At 70.4% G+C, this 19,573-nt stretch carries 21 protein-coding genes, 1 tRNA gene and 1 pseudogene; 13 read left to right on the plus strand and 10 right to left on the minus strand.

Going from position 1 to position 19,573, the window contains the following annotated elements; translation table 11 throughout:
- Positions 1–68 precede the first annotated feature (68 nt).
- Both Aau02nite_RS02360 and Aau02nite_RS02365 read left to right on the plus strand, forming a co-directional pair.
- Positions 69–641 carry a dihydrofolate reductase family protein gene (locus Aau02nite_RS02360; RefSeq protein ID WP_212986625.1) on the plus strand — a complete coding sequence of 191 codons (573 nt, stop codon included), beginning with the start codon at positions 69–71 and terminating at the stop codon, positions 639–641.
- 100 nt (positions 642–741) lie between these two features.
- On the plus strand, positions 742–1,065 hold the full coding sequence (locus Aau02nite_RS02365; RefSeq protein WP_212986626.1) for a hypothetical protein: 324 nt from the start codon (positions 742–744) through the stop codon (positions 1,063–1,065).
- 194 nt (positions 1,066–1,259) lie between these two features.
- On the opposite strand, the gene Aau02nite_RS02370 is transcribed toward Aau02nite_RS02365, so the two are convergent.
- Positions 1,260–1,436 (minus strand): hypothetical protein, encoded by a 177-nt coding sequence (locus tag Aau02nite_RS02370; RefSeq protein ID WP_212986627.1) that lies wholly within the window; start codon positions 1,434–1,436, stop codon positions 1,260–1,262.
- 88 nt (positions 1,437–1,524) lie between these two features.
- Here Aau02nite_RS02370 and Aau02nite_RS02375 point away from each other — a divergent pair, with 88 nt between their 5' ends.
- The 4 genes from Aau02nite_RS02375 (at position 1,525) to Aau02nite_RS02390 (ending at position 5,746) form a co-directional block, all read left to right on the plus strand.
- Positions 1,525–2,949: a CYTH and CHAD domain-containing protein gene (locus Aau02nite_RS02375; RefSeq protein ID WP_212986628.1), complete on the plus strand. Its 1,425-nt coding sequence runs from the start codon at positions 1,525–1,527 to the stop codon at positions 2,947–2,949.
- 75 nt (positions 2,950–3,024) lie between these two features.
- Entirely contained in the window at positions 3,025–4,020 is a 996-nt protein-coding gene (gene ppk2, locus Aau02nite_RS02380; protein WP_212986629.1) for a polyphosphate kinase 2, read from the plus strand.
- A 291-nt stretch (positions 4,021–4,311) separates the two neighbouring features.
- On the plus strand, positions 4,312–5,247 hold the full coding sequence (locus Aau02nite_RS02385) for a ribonuclease Z (RefSeq protein WP_212986630.1): 936 nt from the start codon (positions 4,312–4,314) through the stop codon (positions 5,245–5,247).
- Complete coding sequence (locus tag Aau02nite_RS02390) at positions 5,219–5,746, plus strand: GNAT family N-acetyltransferase (protein ID WP_212986631.1); 528 nt, start codon at positions 5,219–5,221, stop codon at positions 5,744–5,746. Before Aau02nite_RS02385 ends, Aau02nite_RS02390 begins: the two co-directional genes overlap by 29 nt.
- A 256-nt stretch (positions 5,747–6,002) precedes the next feature.
- Here the strand turns inward: Aau02nite_RS02390 and Aau02nite_RS02395 are convergent, their stop codons facing one another.
- A complete protein-coding gene (locus tag Aau02nite_RS02395; protein WP_212986632.1) occupies positions 6,003–6,326 on the minus strand; it encodes a hypothetical protein in 324 nt (107 codons plus the stop codon).
- Positions 6,327–6,554: 228 nt separating this feature from the next.
- Here Aau02nite_RS02395 and Aau02nite_RS02400 point away from each other — a divergent pair, with 228 nt between their 5' ends.
- Positions 6,555–7,442 carry a S1C family serine protease gene (locus tag Aau02nite_RS02400; RefSeq protein WP_246594838.1) on the plus strand — a complete coding sequence of 296 codons (888 nt, stop codon included), beginning with the start codon at positions 6,555–6,557 and terminating at the stop codon, positions 7,440–7,442.
- A 6-nt stretch (positions 7,443–7,448) separates the two neighbouring features.
- Here Aau02nite_RS02400 and Aau02nite_RS02405 read toward each other — a convergent pair whose 3' ends face one another.
- Positions 7,449–7,910, minus strand: coding sequence for a hypothetical protein (locus Aau02nite_RS02405; RefSeq protein WP_212986634.1), 462 nt, complete (start codon positions 7,908–7,910; stop codon positions 7,449–7,451).
- A 549-nt stretch (positions 7,911–8,459) separates the two neighbouring features.
- Between Aau02nite_RS02405 and Aau02nite_RS47795 the strand changes: the two are divergent.
- Both Aau02nite_RS47795 and Aau02nite_RS46130 read left to right on the plus strand, forming a co-directional pair.
- A pseudogene (locus Aau02nite_RS47795) lies at positions 8,460–8,651 on the plus strand (class I SAM-dependent methyltransferase); the annotation flags it as partial.
- 43 nt (positions 8,652–8,694) lie between these two features.
- A complete protein-coding gene (locus Aau02nite_RS46130) occupies positions 8,695–8,976 on the plus strand; it encodes a hypothetical protein (RefSeq protein ID WP_246594839.1) in 282 nt (93 codons plus the stop codon).
- A gap of 165 nt (positions 8,977–9,141) precedes the next feature.
- Here Aau02nite_RS46130 and Aau02nite_RS02415 read toward each other — a convergent pair whose 3' ends face one another.
- Positions 9,142–9,405, minus strand: coding sequence for a hypothetical protein (locus Aau02nite_RS02415; protein ID WP_212986636.1), 264 nt, complete (start codon positions 9,403–9,405; stop codon positions 9,142–9,144).
- A 377-nt stretch (positions 9,406–9,782) separates the two neighbouring features.
- Between Aau02nite_RS02415 and Aau02nite_RS02420 the strand changes: the two genes are divergently transcribed.
- Entirely contained in the window at positions 9,783–10,862 is a 1,080-nt protein-coding gene (locus Aau02nite_RS02420; protein ID WP_212986637.1) for an NAD/NADP-dependent octopine/nopaline dehydrogenase family protein, read from the plus strand.
- A 361-nt stretch (positions 10,863–11,223) separates the two neighbouring features.
- On the opposite strand, the gene Aau02nite_RS02425 is transcribed toward Aau02nite_RS02420, so the two are convergent.
- Positions 11,224–12,582: a cystathionine beta-synthase gene (locus Aau02nite_RS02425; RefSeq protein ID WP_212986638.1), complete on the minus strand. Its 1,359-nt coding sequence runs from the start codon at positions 12,580–12,582 to the stop codon at positions 11,224–11,226.
- A gap of 50 nt (positions 12,583–12,632) precedes the next feature.
- Positions 12,633–12,989, minus strand: coding sequence for a YkvA family protein (locus tag Aau02nite_RS02430; protein ID WP_212986639.1), 357 nt, complete (start codon positions 12,987–12,989; stop codon positions 12,633–12,635).
- Between the two features lie 187 nt (positions 12,990–13,176).
- Between Aau02nite_RS02430 and Aau02nite_RS02435 the strand changes: the two genes are divergently transcribed.
- From Aau02nite_RS02435 to Aau02nite_RS02445, 3 genes are all read left to right on the plus strand, one after another.
- Positions 13,177–14,277 (plus strand): SGNH/GDSL hydrolase family protein, encoded by a 1,101-nt coding sequence (locus tag Aau02nite_RS02435; protein ID WP_246594840.1) that lies wholly within the window; start codon positions 13,177–13,179, stop codon positions 14,275–14,277.
- Positions 14,278–14,305: 28 nt separating this feature from the next.
- Entirely contained in the window at positions 14,306–15,112 is an 807-nt protein-coding gene (locus Aau02nite_RS02440) for an SGNH/GDSL hydrolase family protein (RefSeq protein ID WP_212986641.1), read from the plus strand.
- Positions 15,113–15,177: 65 nt separating this feature from the next.
- Positions 15,178–16,422, plus strand: coding sequence for an acetyl-CoA C-acetyltransferase (locus tag Aau02nite_RS02445; protein WP_212986642.1), 1,245 nt, complete (start codon positions 15,178–15,180; stop codon positions 16,420–16,422).
- A gap of 224 nt (positions 16,423–16,646) precedes the next feature.
- Here Aau02nite_RS02445 and Aau02nite_RS02450 read toward each other — a convergent pair whose 3' ends face one another.
- The 4 genes from Aau02nite_RS02450 to Aau02nite_RS02465 form a co-directional block, all read right to left on the minus strand.
- Positions 16,647–16,964, minus strand: coding sequence for a hypothetical protein (locus tag Aau02nite_RS02450; protein ID WP_212986643.1), 318 nt, complete (start codon positions 16,962–16,964; stop codon positions 16,647–16,649).
- Between the two features lie 89 nt (positions 16,965–17,053).
- Positions 17,054–17,887, minus strand: coding sequence for a Bax inhibitor-1/YccA family protein (locus Aau02nite_RS02455; RefSeq protein ID WP_212986644.1), 834 nt, complete (start codon positions 17,885–17,887; stop codon positions 17,054–17,056).
- A gap of 108 nt (positions 17,888–17,995) precedes the next feature.
- A tRNA-Leu gene (locus tag Aau02nite_RS02460) sits at positions 17,996–18,077 on the minus strand.
- A gap of 70 nt (positions 18,078–18,147) precedes the next feature.
- Positions 18,148–19,503 (minus strand): NAD(P)/FAD-dependent oxidoreductase, encoded by a 1,356-nt coding sequence (locus Aau02nite_RS02465; protein WP_212986645.1) that lies wholly within the window; start codon positions 19,501–19,503, stop codon positions 18,148–18,150.
- Positions 19,504–19,573: the final 70 nt, after the last annotated feature.

Genomic DNA, 19,573 nt, shown 5'->3' on the forward strand with positions numbered 1-19,573 from the left:
CGATTCGAGACAGCGGCGTTCGTAGCGGAAGTGAGAGGGCGACAACCGACCTCACCGAGGAGAACGCCATGACTGCCACCTACACCTTCGACGTCTTCTCCAGCCTCGACGGCTTCGGCGCCGCCGGTGGCGACTGGACCGGCTACTGGGGTAAGCAGGGTCCCGATCTGCTCGACCGCCGTCTCGCCCTGTACGAGGAGAGGCAGCGGATGGTTTTCGGGGCCAACACGTACCGGATCTTCACGAGCCTGCTGGCCGGCAACACCGAGGAGACCGTGCGCGACCCCTGGGTCACCCGCATGCGGAACCTCCCGGCCACCGTCGTGTCGACCACCCTGGAGGCGCCCCTCGACTGGCCCGACGCGACCGTCGAGGCGGGTGACGCCGTCGACGTCGTCACCCGCCTCAAGGAGCAGTCCCAGGTCCCGTTGCGGTCGCACGGCAGCCTCTCGCTGAACCGGGCGCTGATGGCCGCCGGCCTCGTCGACCGGGTGCACGTGACGCTCTTCCCGGTCATCACCGGCCGGACCGGCATCAGCCCGATCTTCTCCGGGGCCGAGGACTTCGACCTCGAGGTGCTGGAGAGCCGTACGCTCGACGGCCGCGTCCAGGAGCTCATCTACCGCCCCACGCTGCACTGATGCCGTCCTCCCTACGGGTGTAAAAGATCGACAGCCGCCTACCCCCGCTCACACACTGAACAAGAAGACAATTCAGGAGGTAGACCTCGGGAGGTACACCATGCCCAGGTTTCACAACGAGGAGGAGCGGGTCGCCTGGACGCTGGCCGAGTCGCTGGCCGACAAGGCTCGGACGATGATGCGGCAGGCCGAGGCGGCGCTCGAGACCTGGCGGATCGGTAAGGAGCTCAACCGCATCCGCTGTGCGCGTCGCGGGATCAGTGCCTCCGACGCCGAGATCCGCTGGTCCGAGACGGCCAACGCCAAGAATGCGCTGACCGACAACAGTTTCCACGTCTCGCTCGCGACGATGTACTTCGGTGCCGCCGCGGCGTACTACTCCCGGGCCCAGTATCTCCGCAGCCACGGCGAGGCCCACGTATGAGAGCAGTCAGGGCGAGGCCCACGGATGAGAAAAGCGCCGCCCCGACCGGGGCGGCGGTCGGAGCGGCGCTCTCGCAGGCCTGAGGGACCCGGCGCTCGCACGGGGGACGAGCGCCGGGTCCGCCAGGGGCCTGAGTCGAGTGTGCGGCGGGTTTCTGGGAAACCGCTGTGCCGCACCGCCAAATGAGCTGGGAGTCAGTCGTCGGCCGGCGGCGGCTTCGGCGGCTCCGCCGGGGCACTGGCGCCCGGCCCCTGCGCGGCGGCTTCGTCCTGGCTCGTTCCCGGACCGGCGAGCGCGAGCCCGAGCACCGCGCCCGCGCCGATCAGCCCGAGTCCGGCCAGGGAGACCTTGCGTCGTTCCGGCTCGTTCACGGCACCTCCAAGGGAAAGACCGGCCTCCCATGCTGCCGTGTTCGGCTGTGAGATAGCTGAGCCGCCTCCCGGCGGGCATATTGGTGGCATGGAGACGGCCACCGAGAACGAACGCAAGTACGACGTCCCCGCCGGTTTCTCGTTGCCGCCGCTCATCGGTGCGGGCGGCGTGCGCGAGCTCGGGGAGCCCGAGACCCACGAGCTGGACGCGACGTACTTCGACACCGAGGATCTGCGGCTCGCGCGGAACAAGCGGACCCTGCGCCGGCGGACCGGTGGCGGGGACGCGGGGTGGCATCTCAAGACGCCGGCCGGCGCGTCGAGCCGGACCGAGCACCGGCTGCCGCTGACTGACGGCGACGACGTGCCCGGCGAGCTGGTCGCGGAGGTCCGCACCATCGTCCGGACCCGGCCGCTGCGCCCGGTGGCGCGACTGCGCACGCACCGGGTGGAGACGCCGCTGCGCGACGAGCAGGGCCGTACCCTCGCGCTGGTCGCCCAGGACCGGGTCGCCGCCGAGACCGGCGGCACCGAGCAGCACTGGCAGGAGCTCGAGGTCGAGCTGGTCGACGGCGGCCCCGAGGTGCTCGACGCCGTCGAGGGCCTGCTGCGGGCGGCCGGCGCCACCCCCGCCGCCGGGCCGTCGAAGCTGGCCCGGGCGCTCGGTGACCGGCTCGCCGCGCCGCGGCGCCGGCGCCGCAAGGTCAACCCCGTGATCCGGTACGCCCGGGAGCAGCGCGAGGCCGTCGAGGAGCAGGACCAGGGGGTACGCGCCGGCGACGCCGAAGCCGTGCACAAGATGCGGGTGGCGACCCGGCGCCTGCGCAGCACCCTGAAGACGTTCAAGGCCTCGTTCGACCCGCAGCCGGCCGCCGGGCTCAACGGCGACCTCAAGTGGCTGGCCGACCGCCTCGGCGACGTACGGGACGGTCAGGTCCTCGAGGGCAAACTGCTCGCCGACACGTCCGGGTTTCCGGAGGTGTCCGAGGGCATCCGCGCTCATCTCGACGCCCAGGTCGAGCGGGGCCGCGTGGCGCTGACCGAGGCGCTGGACAGCGACCGCTACCTGGCCATGCTCGACGCGATGGACGCGCTCGTCGACGACCCGGAGCCGGACGACGCGGGCGCGCTGCGCCGGGCCCGCAAAGCGCTGCTCAAGGCCGACCAGCTGCTGGACCAGGCGATGGCCGACGGCGTGGACGCCGAGTTGCACGAGGCCCGCAAGGCCTACAAGCGCGCCCGGTACGCGGTGGAGGTCTTCGCCCCCAGCGCCGGCAAGCCGGGTAAACGCTTGGTGAAGACCCTGACCGAGCTGCAGGACGTGCTCGGCGCGCACCAGGATTCGGTGGTCGCGCAGGAAGTGCTGCGTGAGGTGGCCCGGACCGCGCCGGACGCGTTCGGCTACGGCGTGCTGTGGGCGCGTCAGGAGCAGGTCGGTGTGCAGACCCGGGACGAGTTGCCACCGGTCGTCGAGGCGTCCCGGGTGAAGCGGTTGCGGAGCTGGCTCGGCTGAGCGTTAACCTGCCGTCCACCTTCCCGTTACGGTCCGCCAGTTGTCAGGTCGGCCCCGGTGGGTAAGAACCCTGTCATGCAGGCGGATCAGGACCACGAGCAGGAGCAGGGCGACAACGGCGGCCACGAGGATCGCCAGTTCGACGACGAGCTCACCACCGACCCGTACACGGGTCCGATCACCGAGCTGGGCGGTTACCGGGTCGCCGACGACGATGACGACGACCCGGTGCTCCTCAACGCCGACGGCAGCCCCGTGGACACCTGGCGCGAGGACTACCCGTACGACACCCGGATGGCGCGGGCCGAATACGACCATGACAAACGCCTGCTGCAGATCGAGCTGCTCAAGCTGCAGAACTGGTGCAAGCGGACCGGCGAGCGGATGGTCATCCTCTTCGAGGGCCGCGACGCCGCCGGCAAGGGCGGCACGATCAAGCGCTTCATGGAGCACCTGAACCCGCGGGGCGCCTCGGTGGTCGCGCTGGAGAAGCCGAACGAGCGCGAGAGCAACCAGTGGTACTTCCAGCGCTACATCAAGCACCTGCCCGCGGCCGGGGAGATCGTGCTCTTCGACCGTTCCTGGTACAACCGGGCCGGGGTCGAGCGGGTCATGGGCTTCTGCACCCGCGCCGAGTATCTCGAGTTCATGCGGCAGGCCCCGGACCTGGAACGGATGCTGGTCCGCTCGCAGATCAACCTGATCAAGTTCTGGTTCTCGGTGTCGCAGGGTGAGCAGCGCACCCGGTTCGCGATCCGGCAGGTGGACCCGGTACGCCAGTGGAAGCTCTCGAAGATGGACCTCGAGTCGCTGGACAAGTGGGGCGAGTACACCGAGGCCAAGGAGGCGATGTTCTTCTACACGGACACCGCCGACGCCCCGTGGACCGTGGTCAAGAGCAACGACAAGAAGCGGGCGCGGCTGGAGGCCATCCGCTTCGTGCTGAACCGCTTCGACTACGACAACAAGGACACCACCATCGTCGGCACCCCGGACCGGCAGATCGTCGGTCCCGCCTCCCAGTTCGTCGAGGGCACCGAGGAGTCGCCGCAGGTATTCCCGCGACTCTAGTGACCTTAAAAGCGTTGTCGACGGGGCCGCGGGATGGTTAACGTGGCCGTACACGTGAGAGGAGGTGGTCCGAAGTTGTATAGCAACGGGACTCGTGAGGTGGCTGTCCGCTAGCCGCTGTCCTTGACAGCTTCGTTTGAACGTCGAGACCGTGTGGCAGCGGTGCGGCGAATACCAGGCAGCCACCCGACCCCCGGGGATCCGGCCCAGTCCGACCGGACCACGCTTCGGCGCGGAAGTCCCCGGGGGTCGCTTCATGTGCGGATCCGTCCGCCCGGCCCGTGTCCGAAGGTGACCATGCGCCAGCTGACCGTGCTCGGCACCGCGAGCCAGGTGCCCACCCGGCACCGCAATCACAACGGCTACCTGCTGCGCTGGGACGACGAGGTCATGCTCTTCGACCCGGGCGAGGGCACCCAGCGCCAGATGCTCCTGGCCGGGCTCGCCGTCACCCCGCTGCGCCGGATCTGCGTCACCCACTTCCACGGCGACCACGCGCTCGGCCTGCCCGGGATCATCCAGCGCATCTCGCTCGACAAGGTTCCGCACCCGGTCGAGGTGCACTACCCGGCCGGCGGCCAGGAGTTCTTCGACCGGCTCCGGCACGCCACCAGCTTCTACGACGTCGCCGACCTCCAGCCCGTACCCGTGTCGGACGGTTTCCGGGTGGAGACCTCGGCCGGCGCACTCACCGCGCTGCCGTTGCGGCACTCGATCGAGACCTACGGCTACCGCCTGGCCGAGCCCGACAGCCACCGGATGGTGCCGTCGCTGCTGGCCGCGCACGGCATCGCCGGGCCGGCGATCGGCGAGCTGCAGCGCACCGGCCGCCTCGGCCGGGTGACGCTCGAGCAGGTCAGCGCGCCCCGGCCCGGGCAGCGCTTCGCCTTCGTGATGGACACCGGCCTGTGCGACAACGTCTTCCACCTCGCCGAGGGCGCGGACCTGCTGGTCATCGAGTCGACCTTCCTGGCCGAGGATGCCGCGATGGCCGCGCAGGTCGGCCACCTGACCGCGGGCCAGGCCGCGTCGGTGGCCCGGCAGTCGGGGGTACGCACGCTGGTGCTCACCCACTTCTCCCAGCGGTACGCGGACAGCACCCGGTTCCTGGACGAGGCCCGCGTGGAGTTCAACGGCGATATCGTGCTCGCCGAGGATCTGCTGCGGGTCCCGGTGCCGCCCCGGCTAGGTTCGTCCGATGAGCGTGCATCTGCGTCCCGTCGCTGACGACGACCTCCGGGCGGTCGGCGCCCTGCACTTCCACTCCCGGGCCACCGCCTACGCGGAGATCCTCTCCCCGGAAGCGCTGGCCTACGGCTCGCCGGAGGCGCTGGGCGAGTGGTGGGCGGAGCGCTGGAAGTGGGAACGCGACACGCACCGGCTGACGGTCGCCGTCGCCGGCGGGACCCTCGCGGGCTTCAGCTACCTGGGACCGAGCGAACAGGACGGCGTCGCGGAGCTGTACGCGATCCACGCCGAACCGGCATACGTGGGCACCGGGGTGGGGCGGGCGCTGATGGCCGACGCACTGCCCGCGCTGGGCCGGCTGGGAAGCCGGGCCGTGCTCTGGGTGCTGGAGGCGAACAAGCAGGCCCGGCGCTTCTACGAGCGCGGCGGCTGGGTCCCGGACGGCACGACGCGCACCGAGGCGATCGGCGGGGAGCCGGTGGCCCAGGTGCGCTACGGGCGGCCAGTGGAGGGCGGGCGGGAGCGCGTGACCGAGTGAATGCGGGGGAACCTGTGGTCACGCACTCCCGCCAACCGCGCCCGCCCGAACCGCCGTTGACGCCTGGCCGGAGGCGCCGACCGGCGGAGGCGTGCCGGTCTGAGCGGTTGGGCGGGTCCGGGTGCGGGACACCGGCGTGCTGGCGGGGCACGAGGGTGTCACCGCGGTGCGACGTCGTCCGGGCCGATGCAGGTCGGTTCTTGCCGGGGGACGGTCAAGGTCCCCGGATGACGTCGAGTGTCCGGCGGGGGGTCGTTCAGTCGAAATAGCCTCTGTTCAGTTCGTCGAATTTCGGCGTCTCACGCCGGACCATGTTGCCGTCCAGCCCGGTCCGGACGCCGGGCATCGCGCGCACGCTGTTGAGGTCGTGCCGCAGCGTCCAGGCTTCCCGCCACGGCCGGCGGGAGGCGATGTCGGCGCGTTCACCGAGCCTGCGGGGGGCACAGGGCCAGCGCCAGCCGCACCAGACACAGTTGCCGTCATGGCCGGCCTCGGCGTGCCTCCGCAGCATCTGCTGGGCGTCCTGCCAGAGCAGGCGGTCCACGATGTCGGCCGGTACAGCCTCGTCGACGATGACCATCCCCACCCTCCGTCCGGCTCGTTCAGCTCCTTCGTCACTCATACAACCCCCGGCAACCACCATCCGGTCGGACTTTCTGTGCGACCTTCGCGACTATCCGTGACTGACTTGTTCGCCGTGGGCGGACGTGACACCGGCATCGATGGCTCCCGGCCCGGCGTTCCGGACTTCATGGATACCGAACACACGGGGGTCGAAACGGGCGCGCTCGATGCCTACAGCCGTGTCGTGACCGGCGTCGCCGCCCAGCTGCTGCCGTCCGTCGCGGCGCTGTCCGTCCGTACCCCGCGCGGGGCCGGCGCCGGCTCGGCGGTCACCTTCACCGACGACGGATTCCTGCTCACCAACGCCCACGTGGTCGCCGGCGCGAGCGGCGGCACAGCCGCCTTCGCCGACGGCAGCGAGTCCAGGTTCGACGTGGTCGGCGCCGACGCCCTGTCCGACCTGGCCGTGGTCCGCGTGCACAACCCGGGCGCCCCGGCGGCCCCGCTCGGCGACGCCGACCGGCTGCGGATCGGCCAGCTCGTCGTGGCGGTCGGCAACCCGATGGGCCTGGCCGGCTCGGTCACCGCCGGCGTGGTGTCCGGACTGGGACGGTCGCTGCCCGCCCGCGACGGCCGCCGCGTCCGCATCATCGACAACGTCATCCAGACCGACGCGGCCCTCAACCCGGGCAACTCCGGCGGAGCCCTGGCCGACTCCACCGGCACGGTGGTCGGCGTCAACACGGCCGTCGCGGGCTACGGCCTGGGCCTGGCCGTCCCGATCAACAAGACCACCCGCCAGATCATCGGGGAACTGGTGACCACGGGCCGGGTCCGCCGCGCCTGGCTCGGCGTCGCGGGCGTACCGGTGCCGCTGCCGCCGCCGATCGCCGAACGCCTGGGCCAGAAGCTCGGCCTGCGCGTGGTCGAGGTGGTGCCGGGCAGCCCGGCCGGCACGGCGGGCATCTACCTCGGCGACATCCTGGTCACGGCGGGCGGGGAGCCGATGCAGACGGTCCAGGCCCTGCAACGCCTGATGCTGGGCCCGGCGATCGGCAAGAACCTGCCGATCACGGTGCTGCGCAAGAACGCCTTCGTGGACGTGGTCACGATCCCCGCCGAACTCTCCTGACGCCGCTCAGGTGTCGTAGCAGCCGTCCCAGGGCGGGTTGAAGCCCAGGTCGTCGGGGAGGAACTCCGCATGGTCCTCCCCGTCGTACTCCTCGGACTCGTCGACGAGCCCGAAGACGTGCCCGTCGGCCTCCACCTGGAACAGCTTGACGGCGATGTCGCCGTAAGCGCGCCCGGGCAAAGCGTCGAGCAGCCCCGTCAGGTGCGCCTCGGCTCTGTCGATCGAGGCGCGCTCCTCCTCGCTGGTGCCGGCGAACCAGATCTCCGATCCGGTGTGCCCGCCGGCGGCATCGAAGCGGTGCAGCACGGCATACCACCGCTTGCCACGGAACCAGTCGGGCTCCGCCCCGCTGCCGGCCTCGAGGGTGGCCGTGACGGAACCGAAGAACTGCCCGCCGTCGAAGCGGCCGATGGTGCTCGTGCGGTAATCGGGTTCGTACGCGATCGGCACGCGATCGGGAATCGCCATGCCGGGAACCCTAAGGGCCGGGTACGACAAGACCCGCTCGCCGGCCTTTCACCTCGACCACGGGGGCCGGATCATCATTTCCGCGGAGACCAGCGTCCGCCCGCTCCCCGGAGGGTGGGTCGACGGCCGACAGGCCGGCAGGCAGAAACGAGCTGAGCCCGCACCCGCCGAAGCGAGCGCGAGCCAGACGTATAGAGCGTTAGTTGGTGCGAGCCACACCGATCGGGCAGGTCATCCCGTTCGGGACCGGGCTTGAGTTGTGTGACCTGTCGAGGACGACGTACGCGGCGTCTCGTCCGCCGCTTGGCCGACCTGTTCGGCCTCAGCATCCAAGCAGGCACCCGCTACACCAACGTCATCAGCCACCCCGACCTCCGTCGGGCTAGCGATGGCCCCGCCAAGGCCCTGCCGGTGACCGACACCAACCGGGCAACCCTGCGCACCACATTCGGCCAGGACGCCGAACTCTACGACCAATGCCGTCCGGCCTACCCGCCCCAGCTGTTCACCGACCTCGCCACCCCGGCAGGTCTCGGTCCCCGCTCCCGGGTGCTGGAGATCGGATGCGGAACCGGCCAAGCGACCCTGCCCCTGGCACAACGGGGATGCGACGTCGTCGCGATGGACCTCAGCCCCGACATGGCCGCCATCGCCCGACGCAACCTCGCGCAGTTCCCAAATGTCACCGTCGTCGCGGCGGCCTTCGAGGACTGGCAACCTTCGAACGGAACCTTCGACGCGATCCTCTCCGCGACCGCGTTCCACTGGCTTGACCCCGCCCGGCATGCGTCTGACGACCGACGACGAAACCCCCGAGGAGGCGGCAGAGTTCGATCGATCGGCACGATTCGGGCCAGTCGAATTCCGGCGCTACGAGTGGCAACAGACCTATACGTCGCCCGAGTATCTGAACCTGCTCATGACCTACTCCGGCAATCGAGCCATGGCACCGCGGGCACGCAGCGGCCTGTTCGCGTGCATCTCCCACCTGATCGACGACGTCTACAACGGAGCAATCACCAAGCAATACCGGACCCGGCTCGCCATCGCCCACAAACTCACTTGAAAGGTACTGCTGGTGGCCGCCGGCGAGGACAGCATCGATATCTCGTCGGGTCGGGACACCAGCAGCCCGGCGAAGGTGTCCGCTCGCGCGTCGACGTGGACCACGAAACCGCTGTCGGTCAAAGCCTCGATGACGAGATCCGCGGCGGCGGGGAACAGATCGACGTCACCGCTCGGCCGGCGGGAACCAGAGGGATGGCCGGCGCCGGGTGAGGAGCGCCCGATCAAGGACTGCGTGCAGGTCGTCGGGCTTGGTCGCCTCGAGCAGGACCGTGCGGTAGAGGTCGACGATCCGGCCGGGACTGTCGAGGTCGTAGTCGGCCGCACCGGACCAGTCGAGGTGACGCGGCAGGGTGACGACACCGGCGGTCCGCCCGTGGAGCAGCGTGAGATCGTCCGCGACGACGACCGGCTCGGCATATCGGCGCATGACAGGTCACCTCCTCCTCGTTCATCGTGACACGTGGCGGGCGCCAGAGCGGCGCCCAGCCGCGTTCACCAAGGTCAGAGCGTGCGAGAGGTCCCGCTGGCCGGCCGTGACCCGCTGACAGTGGCCCACCGCATTCACCCGGGAAGCGCGAAGCAACGAGAACTTGAACCGGATCGTCCGCGAGTTCTCCCGAAATGCGTCCCGATCGCCTCGGAACAGCCTGTCTCGCGATGGTCGCCGCCGAAATCGAACGATCGACCGCGTAAGGTCTTCGATGGGGAGAACCTCGGAGATTTCGCCGAATCTGTCGAGGAAAACACTTCCACCGATTGAATCTGCCGGCGTCTGCCATGACGCCGGAGGATTGGGGAGCGACCATGAACGTCACCGTTATCGGTTCCGGCAACGGAGGCATGGCTGTCGCCTTCGACTGTGCTCAGCAAGGCCACCGGGTCTCGCTGTACTCCCGAGCCGCGCACGCTCACGAGAACATCGAGGCAGTCGGGGTAAAGGGAGGCATCACGAGCCAGGGACGGCTGGAGGGCTTCGCCCCGGTTGCGTACGCCGGTACCGACATCGAAGCCGCCATGGAGGGTGCCGAGCTCGTCTTCGTGGTCGGGCCCGCGTTCGCCACCGAGCCCTTCGGTCACGACCTCGCACCTCACCTGCGTACCGGGATGACCGTGGTGATCTGTCCCGGATCCTGCGGCGGTGCCCTCGCCTTCAAGCGAGCCGCAGGTTTGGCGGTGCACGACGACAACATCATCGTCGGGGAGACCAGCACCCTTCCGTACGCGTGCCGGGCCGACGGCCAGGGCAACGTCCACGTATTCCACAGGTTCGACACGGGCCTCTTCGCCGCGGCCGTTCCTCGGTCGGGCAACGGCAAGCTGCTGGAGATCCTCAGGCAGGTCTATCCCTCGACCACCGAGGCGGCCACGGTCCTCCAGACGTCTCTGCAGAACGGCAACCCCGTCATCCACCCCGCGGTGACGCTCATGAACGCCGCCCTGCTGGAGCGGACCGGTGGCGACTTCCTCTTCTACGAGGAGGGTGTCACCCCAGCTGCGAGCCGTCTGATGGAGGTTGTCGACACCGAGCGTCTCGCCATCGCGACGGCGCTCGGCGTGACGATCCTGTCCGAGCCGGAGATCGGTGTGGAGCAGGGCTACATGACCGAGAGCAACTACACGACCGGGTACTCCCGCGCGCCCGGCTTCCGCGGCATCAAGGCCCCGACTGCCATCGACTCGCGGTACCTCACCGAAGACGTCGGCTACAGCCTGGTCTTCTTCACCGACCTGGCACGCCGACTCGGAGTGCCCACCCCGACGATGGACGCGATCATCGAGATCACCTCTGTCGTCCTCGCGCGCGACCTGCGTGCGGAAGGAGCCCGCACGATGAGTTCTCTGGGACTCGACGACCTGACCACCGAGCAGCTGACCAGCCTTTGAGGACAGGCGCCACGGCCTCATCTCCCGCCGGTCAGCCGAGCCGGCATGAGCGTGCGGATCGACGCGGGCCCGGCGATCCGGCCGGATCTGGCAACTCGGGCCGGACGGCGCGCTCCTGGTGGTACCGGTCCGCGGAGTTCCGGGAAGCGCTCTGCCTCCTACGACAAGGCCCGCTCGCCGAGGCGAGCGGGCCCGATGTCGGTTCTTTCCCTGCAATCAGCTGGCAGGGTGAGGGTGGCCGTTCATGAGCCGCCAGGCGATTGGCCGCCCTCGCCCGGTCTCGGCGGGAGCGACGTCCAGTGCCATGCAACCAGGCACGACCTGACCTTGATCCAGACCTTGATCTTGCGCTGTAGGAACCTCAGGACAGATGCGCCAACAGGTCCTGGCGCGTCAGCACTCCCGCGGGCTTGCCGTCGACCAGGACCATCGCCGCGTCCGAGTGCTCCAGCAGGGTCACCGCCTCGCTGACCGGCTGGCCGCCGCCGATCATCGGCAGGGGGTCGGTCATGTGCCGCTCGATGGTGTCGTGCAGGTGGGCCTGGCCGGTGAACAGCGCGTCCAGCAGCGCCTTCTCCGCGATCGACCCGGCCACCTCGCCGGTCACGACCGGCGGTTCGGCCTTGAGGACCGGGAGCTGGCTGACGCCGTACTCGCGCATGTAGTCGATCGCGTCGCGGACCGTCTCGGTCGGGTGCACGTGGATCAGCGGGGGCATCTCGCCGCTCTTGGAGCCCAGGGCCGCCGCCACCGTGGCCTCGTCGCCGCCGGTGGCCAGGAAGCCGTAGCGGGCCATCCAGGTGTCGTTGAAGATCTTCGAGAGGTAGCCGCGGCCGCCGTCCGGGAGCAGCACCACGATGACGTCCTCCGGGGCGGCCTTGCGGGCCACCGCCAGGGCCGCCACCACCGCCATGCCGCAGCTGCCGCCGACCAGCAGGCCCTCCTCGCGGGCCAGCCGCCGGGTCATCTCGAACGAGTCCGAGTCGGAGACCTCGATGATCTCGTCGCAGATGCCCCGGTCGTACGTCTCCGGCCAGAAGTCCTCACCGACGCCCTCGACCAGGTACGGTCGGCCGCTGCCGCCGGAGTAGACCGAGCCTTCCGGGTCGGCGCCGATGATGCGCACCGGCCCCTGTTCCTTGAGGTACCGGCCGACGCCGGTGATCGTGCCGCCGGTGCCGACACCCGCCACGAAGTGGGTGATCCGGCCCTCGGTCTGCTTCCACAGCTCGGGGCCCGTCTCCTCGTAGTGCGAGCGGGGGTTGGCCGGGTTGCTGTACTGGTCGGGCTTCCAGGCGCCGGGGATCTCGCGGGCCAGCCGGTCGGAGACGTTGTAGTAGGAGCGCGGGTCCTCGGGCGCCACCGCGGTCGGGCAGACCACGACCTCGGCCCCGTACGCCCGCAGCACGTTCTGCTTGTCCTCGCTGACCTTGTCGGGGCAGACGAAGACACACCGGTAGCCCCGGAGCTGGGCCACCAGGGCCAGGCCCACGCCGGTGTTGCCGCTGGTCGGCTCGACGATGGTGCCGCCGGAGCGGAGCAGGCCGGCCTTCTCGGCGTCCTCCACCATGCGCAGGGCGATGCGGTCCTTCACGGAGCCGCCGGGGTTGAAGTATTCGACCTTGGCCAGGACGGTCGCCGCTATGCCGTCGGTGACGCTGCGCAGCCGTACCAGGGGGGTGTCCCCGATGATGTCGACGACATTGTCGTAGTACCGCACGTCGCTGTGCCCTTCTGGGGGTGCTGACCTGTACCTGGTCAGCCTACGGCTCAGCTCACCACGGAACCGGGCAGGACCGCGGCGCGCGCTTTCTCCCACTCCAGGAAGCGCTCGGTCTCGCTCAGTACGGAACCCGCCAGCCAGGTGATCATGAGGGCGTCGTCGGCCAGCCCGAAGACGAGCAGCGCTGCCTCGGGGACCGCGTCGATCGGGGAGACCACGTACAGCGTCGCGGCGGTCATCAGGGCCACCCGCATGCCGCCGTCGTACTCGCCCTTCGCGGTCGCCTTGATCATCCTGGGCAGCGCGGCCACCCGCTTGCCGATCGACGGGCCGCCACGGGCTCCTGCCATCAGTGCCTTCGCGAGCGCCGTGAACGCGGCGGTCCGGTGCAGAGTTCTGGCCATGTCGTCCCCTTTCGCTGTCCTCAGCATGACGGCAACGCGCTAGATGTGCCCGCTCGGCGCGGGGTTCAGACACTTGTCGCACAGGCGAGTTAGCCTCGAAGTCCCCACATCGCCGGCAGCCGGGTCTCCACCCCCTGACTGACGGGCAGGTTCCCACCGAGCGAGAGCGAGGGAGAGCGTGCGACAGGTGCGCAGTTTGACAGCGGCGGATTGGCAGCGGCTCCGGCTCGCGGGCCAGATCGCCGGCGGTGTGACCGGCGCTGCGGCCGGCCTGACCGCCCTCTCGGCGGGCGTGCTGCTCCGCCAGGCCGCCGATGCCCGCCGGATCATCCCGATGGCCGAGGCGCCCCCGCCCCGCGGTGACGGTGTGTACGGCCCCAAGTTCCCCGGCAAGCCGCTGAGCATGGTCATCCTCGGCGACTCCTCCGCGGCCGGGTACGGCGTGCACCGCCCCCGGGAGACCCCCGGCGCCCTGCTCGCCACCGGCGTCTCGCGGCGCCTGCGCCGGCCCGTCCGGCTGCACCGGCTCGCCGTGGTCGGCTCGATGTCCTCCGGCCTGCAGTATCAGGTGGACGCCGCGCTGGAGTACGAGCCCGAGGTGGCCGTCATCCTGGTCGGCGCCAACGACGTCACGCACGCCTCGGCCCGGACCGCCGCCGTGCGCCACCTCGCCGACTCGGTCCGCCGGCTGCGCTCGGTCGGCTGCAAGGTCGTCGTCGGCACCTGCCCGGACATCGGCGCGATCCAGCCGATCAAGCCGCCGTTGCGCTGGCTGGCCCGCAAGTGGAGCCGGCAGCTGGCCGCCGCGCAGACCGTGGCCGTGGTCGAGGCCGGCGGGCGGACGGTGTCCATGGGCGACCTGCTCGGCCCGGCTTTCGCGGCCGACCCGGTACGGATGTTCAGTTCGGACCGTTTCCACCCGTCGGCCGAGGGTTACGCCCGCGCCGCGGCGGTCATGATGCCCACGCTCATGGCGATGCTCGGTGAGGACGACCGGGCCCCGGCCACCGGCACCGACGGCGTGCGCAGCCTGCCGGAGGCGGCCCAGGAGGCGGCCCGTTCGGCCGGCACCGAGGTCGGCCCGGCCAAGGTCGACGGTCACGAGCGCGGACCGGCCGGTCGCTGGGCCCAGCTGCGCCGGCACCCGTGGTTCGGCGAGCCCCGGCTGTGGTTCGGTCACCGCGCGGCGGCGCCGTTCGGGGAGAGCCCCGTTCCCGGCGTGTCCGGCCGGTCGGCCGCCGGAGCCGTAGGCTGGACCCCAGCGGATCATCAATCAGCCGTCGACTGACGGAGTTGCACTGCGGCAGGGAGGCGACATGACGGGCCTGGCGGGACGGATCAGCAAAGCGACGGCGACCACCTTGTTCGCCGGGGCCGTCGGCAGTGTCGCGCTGCTCGCGGGCGAGGCGCTCGCGGCCCGCACCCGGCGGTACGCCAAGCCCACGATGGGCCTGGCCCTGCGCACCTCGATGGGCCCGTCCGCGGCTCCCGCGCTGCGGCTGGTCCTGCTCGGTGACTCGGCGGCCATCGGGGTCGGCGTGGAGTGGCTCTCCGAGACGGTCGGCGGCCAGCTCGCCCGCCTGCTCGCCGAGGGCACCCCGGAGACCGGCCAGCGGCACGTGCTGCTGTCCAGCGTCGGCGTGGCCGGCTCCCGGTCGACCGACCTGGCCACCCAGGTGGCCCGGGCCCTGCTCGGTGACCGTCCGGACGTGGCGGTGGTGCTGATCGGCGCGCAGGACGCGACCGGTCTGCGCAGCGCGGAGGAGTCGGCCGCGCACCTCGGGGACGCCGTCCGGCGGCTGCGCGGGGCCGGCGTCCAGGTCGTCGTCGGCACCTGCCCCGATCTGGGCGCCGTCCGCTCGATCGCCCCGCCGTTGCGGCAGCTCACCGGCTGGGTGGGCCGCCGGGTGGCGCGGGCCCAGGCCGCCGCGGTGACCGGGGCCGGCGGTGTCGTGGTCGACCTGGCCGAGGAGACGGGCGCGGTGTTCCGGGCCGACGCGGGCACGCTCTGCTACGACGGCTTCCACCCCTCGGCGGACGGTTACCGGGTGTGGGCGCACGCGCTCTACCCGGCGGTGCTCGACGCGGCGCAGGCCGCCGGGCGCCGCTCGATTCAGGAATAACCGACAAAATGGTGTGACGAAGTGATGCTTCCGCGTCAAGTTACCGGCGCGTTAACGTGGGCTGCATGCCGGAAGCTGTCATCGTCGCCACCGCCCGCTCCCCCATCGGCCGCGCGGTCAAGGGCTCGCTGAAGGACCTGCGCCCCGACGACCTCGCCGCGACCATCATCGACGCCGCCCTGAGCAAGGTGCCCCAGCTCGACCGCACTCTCATCGAGGACCTCTACCTGGGCTGCGGCCTGCCCGGCGGTGAGCAGGGCTTCAACATGGCCCGCGTGGTCGCCACCCTGCTGGGCCTGGACGGCCTGCCGGGCGCCACCGTGACCCGGTACTGCTCCTCCTCGCTCCAGACGACCCGGATGGCCTTCCACGCCATCAAGGCCGGCGAGGGCGACATCTTCCTCTCGGCCGGCGTGGAGACGGTGTCCCGCTTCGGCCGGGGCAACTCCGACGGCCTGCCGCCCGAGGCCCAGGCGCTGGTCGGCGGCGGCTGGGAGAACCCGAAGTTCGCCGAGGCCCGGGTGCGCACCACCGAGGCCGCCAGGAACGGCGGCGTCTGGCACGACCCGCGCGAGGACGGCAACCTGCCCGACATCTACCTGGGCATGGGCTACACCGCGGAAAACCTGGCCCAGGCGTACGACGTGAGCCGCCAGGACATGGACGAGTTCGGGGTCCGCAGCCAGAACCTGGCCGAGAAGGCGATCGCGAACGGCTTCTGGCAGCGCGAGATCACTCCGGTGACGACCCCCGACGGCAAGGTGGTCTCGACCGACGACGGTCCCCGCCCCGGCGTCACCATGGAGGCCGTCTCCGCCCTCAAGCCGGTGTTCCGCCCCGACGGCCGGATCACCGCCGGCAACTGCTGCCCGCTCAACGACGGCGCGGCCGCCGTAGTGATCATGAGCGACACCAAGGCGCGCGAGCTGGGCATCACCCCGCTGGCCCGGATCGTGTCGACCGGCGTCACGGCCCTGTCGCCGGAGATCATGGGCCTGGGCCCGGTCGAGGCGTCCCGGCAGGCGCTCCAGCGGGCCGGGATGACCATCGACGACGTCGACCTGGTGGAGATCAACGAGGCCTTCGCGGCCCAGGTCATCCCCTCGTACCGCGAGCTGGGCATCCCGCTGGAGAAGCTCAACGTCAACGGCGGCGCGATCGCGGTGGGCCACCCGTTCGGCATGACCGGCGCCCGGATCACCGGCACGTTGCTGAACTCCCTGGACTGGCACGACAAGAGCATCGGCCTGGAGACGATGTGCGTCGGCGGCGGTCAGGGCATGGCGATGGTGCTCGAGCGCCTCAGCTGAGCGCGTTTCCCGATTTTCCGCCGGGTCCGGCTGCCGTAGGGGGCGGTCGGGCTCGGCGGTTCAGTTTCCGAGACGAAGATCAAATTAAGATCAAGGCCATGTCGTGCCTGGTTGCATGGCACCGACCGTCGCTCACGCCGAGACCGGGCGAGGGTAACCATTCGCTTGGCGGCTCATGAGCGGCCACCCTCACCCTGCCAGGTCCGTGCACGGGATGAACCCTTTCAGAGGGCGTCGCGTGCGTCCGTCACGGCTGCGGTCGCGCGACTGAGGACGTCCTCGGGCGGGTTGGCGGCGAGCAGGTCGTCGGCCATGACGCGGAGCTGATCGGGCAGGACAGTCTCGGCCAGGCGCGGGACCGGACGGTGCCGGCGCTGCTCGGCGTCGGCGCTCTGGTCGGCCAGGTGCTGGACCAGCGTGCGGACGGCCTCGGCCCGGGTGCTGGCGCCGCCGGCCGCCGGGGCGTTCCAGCGGGCGGCCTCCCAGTGACCGACCTGCGTGATGAGCCGTTGCACCGCGGTCTCGAAGTCTGCTGCGCCCACCCGGCGACCCTATCGGCAAACGGGGCAGCGCCCGGTCCGCGGGGAGGCGGACCGGGCGCTGCCGGGATGACGCGTTGCCGTACGGGCGGCTAATCGTCGCCTTGCAGGAAGCTCAGCAGGCGCAGGATCTCCAGGTACAGCCAGATGAGGCTGACCAGGATGCCGAACGCCGCCGTCCACGAGTAGCGCTGCGGCAGACCCATCCGCACGCCTTCCTCGACCTCGTTGAAGCTGAGGATGAAGCTCAGCGACGCGACGACGATGCAGATCAGGCTGAAGCCGATGCCGAGGGCACCGTTGTCCCGGAGGCCGGTGCTGAAGCCGAACAGCGAGAGCACGAAGTTGATCAGGATGACGGCGAACAGGCCCGCCATGACCGCGATCATGCCGCGCTGGAACTTCGGTGTCGCCCGGATGACCTTCGCCCTGTACAGGAAGGCCATCAGGAAGAAGACGCCGAAAGTGGCCACCACCGCCTGCAGGACGATGCCCTGGAAGCCGGCGATCTCCTGATAGAACTTGCTGACCAGGCCGACGAACGCACCCTCGATGACCGCGTACGCCACGACCAGCGCGGGGTTGGCCATCCGAGAGAACGAGACGACCAGGCCGATCACCAGTCCGACCACCGCGGCGCCGATCAGGCTCGGGCCGAGCAGCGAGTCCGGGATCAGGTTCCACGCCGCGACGGCGGAGACACCGGTGATGCCGAGCAGCGTGACGGTCTTGACGACGACGTCGTCGATCGTCATGGGTTGTACAGCCGGCGGCGAGGCCGGATATCCCGGTGCGCTGGGGTACGGCTGACCGTAACCCGGCTGACCGGCGGCCGGGCCGTACGGTCCGGCCGGGTTATACCCGGCGGTCCGCTCCCGCTCGGCCGCACGGCCGAGGCGCGAGAGCACCGGGTTGGAAGTCTTCACTGTGTCCAGCCTCCCTTTGAGGTTGAGGCACGTAGGGGCGTGCTGTTCAAGGGTAAGCGCAATATCAGCTGGATGTCGCCCGGCCAAGCTGTGAGCAGGCTGAAAACGTGCCCGGGGCGGGTCTCGAACCCGCACGCCTTTTGGGCAGCCGCTTTTAAGGCGGCCGTGTCTGCCGTTCCACCACCCGGGCCGATGTGTTGCTGCTCACCGTAGCTGGTCCAGCCCGCCCGGCAGAACGCCGGGACGGGCACAAACCACGCTCAGCGGGACCCGGCGCCCACCGGCTCGGGGCTGCGGTCGTCGCCCAGCGGCGGCGTCACGTGCGTGAACTCCTCGCGCGGGGCGTGCAGCTGGCCCAGCGAGACGACCTCGCGCTTGAGCACGAACGCCAGCGTCCAGTCCGCCAGCACGCGGACCTTGCGGTTGAACGACGGGATGCGGCTCATGTGGTACGTGCGGTGCATCATCCAGGCGGGGAAGCCCTTCAGCTTGACGCCGTAGATCTTGGCCACACCCTTGTACAGGCCGAGGCTGGCGACGCTGCCCGCGTACTTGTGCTGGTAGTCCTTGGGCTGGGCGCCGATGATCACCGCGCGGATGTTGTCGGCCAGCCGGGAGGCCTGCCGGACCGCGTGCTGGGCGCTCGGCGAGCACCAGGCGCCCGGGTTGGTCAGGTCGGGCACCTGGGCGCAGTCGCCGGCCGACCAGGCGCCGTCGAGCACCTTGTCGCCGTCGACCACCTGCAGCATCGTGTTGCAGGTGAGGTGACCGCGCGGGCCGCGGGGCAGGTCGGTGTGGTCGAGCATGGGCGACGGCTTGACGCCCGCCGTCCAGACGATGGTCTCGGCCCGGAAGGTCTCACCGTCGGAGAGCCGCACCGCGCCGTCGACGCACGACTCCATCCGGGTCTCGAGCCGGATGTCGATGCCGCGCTTCTGCAGCTGGCGGGCCGCGTAGGCGCCCATCTCCGGGCCGACCTCGGGCAGGATCCGGTTCGACGCCTCGACCAGGACGAAGCGGACCTCGTCCTGCTGGAGCTCGGGGTAGTACTTGAGGCCGTCGCGGACGACGTCCTCCATCTCGGCCAGCGCCTCGACGCCGGCGTAGCCGCCGCCGACGAAGACGAAGGTGAGCGACGCCTTGCGCATTTCCGGGTCCGGGGTGGTAGCCGCGATGTCCAGCCGGTCCAGGATGTGGTTGCGCAGGTAGATGGCCTCGCCGATGGTCTTGAAGCCGATGCCGCGCTCACGCAGGCCGGGGATCGGCAGGGTGCGCGAGACGGAGCCGGGAGCCACGATGATGTGGTCGTAGCCGATCTCCTTGGCCGGGCCGTCGATGGGCCGCACGGTGACCGTCTTGCGGGCGTGCTCGACCTTGGTGACCTCACCCGAGACGATGTGGCACCGCTTGAGCTCGCGGCGCAGCGGCACGACCGAGTGGCGCGGCGAGATGTTCCCGGCCGCGGCCTCCGGCAGGAACGGCTGGTACGTCATGTGCGGCTGCGGATCGATGACGATCACCTCAGCCTGCACCGAGTTGAGCTTCCTGGACAGGCGCAGAGCGGCGTACAGCCCGACGTGACCTGCCCCTACGACAACGATCCGCTGCGGTTTCACCCTTCCATCATCCGGATCCGGGGGCCGCCGTGCGCGCTTCTGTGACCAAGCACAACCCCGTAAGTCAAGT

This window comes from Actinoplanes auranticolor, from assembly GCF_018332655.1.
Lineage (GTDB): Bacteria > Actinomycetota > Actinomycetes > Mycobacteriales > Micromonosporaceae > Actinoplanes > Actinoplanes auranticolor.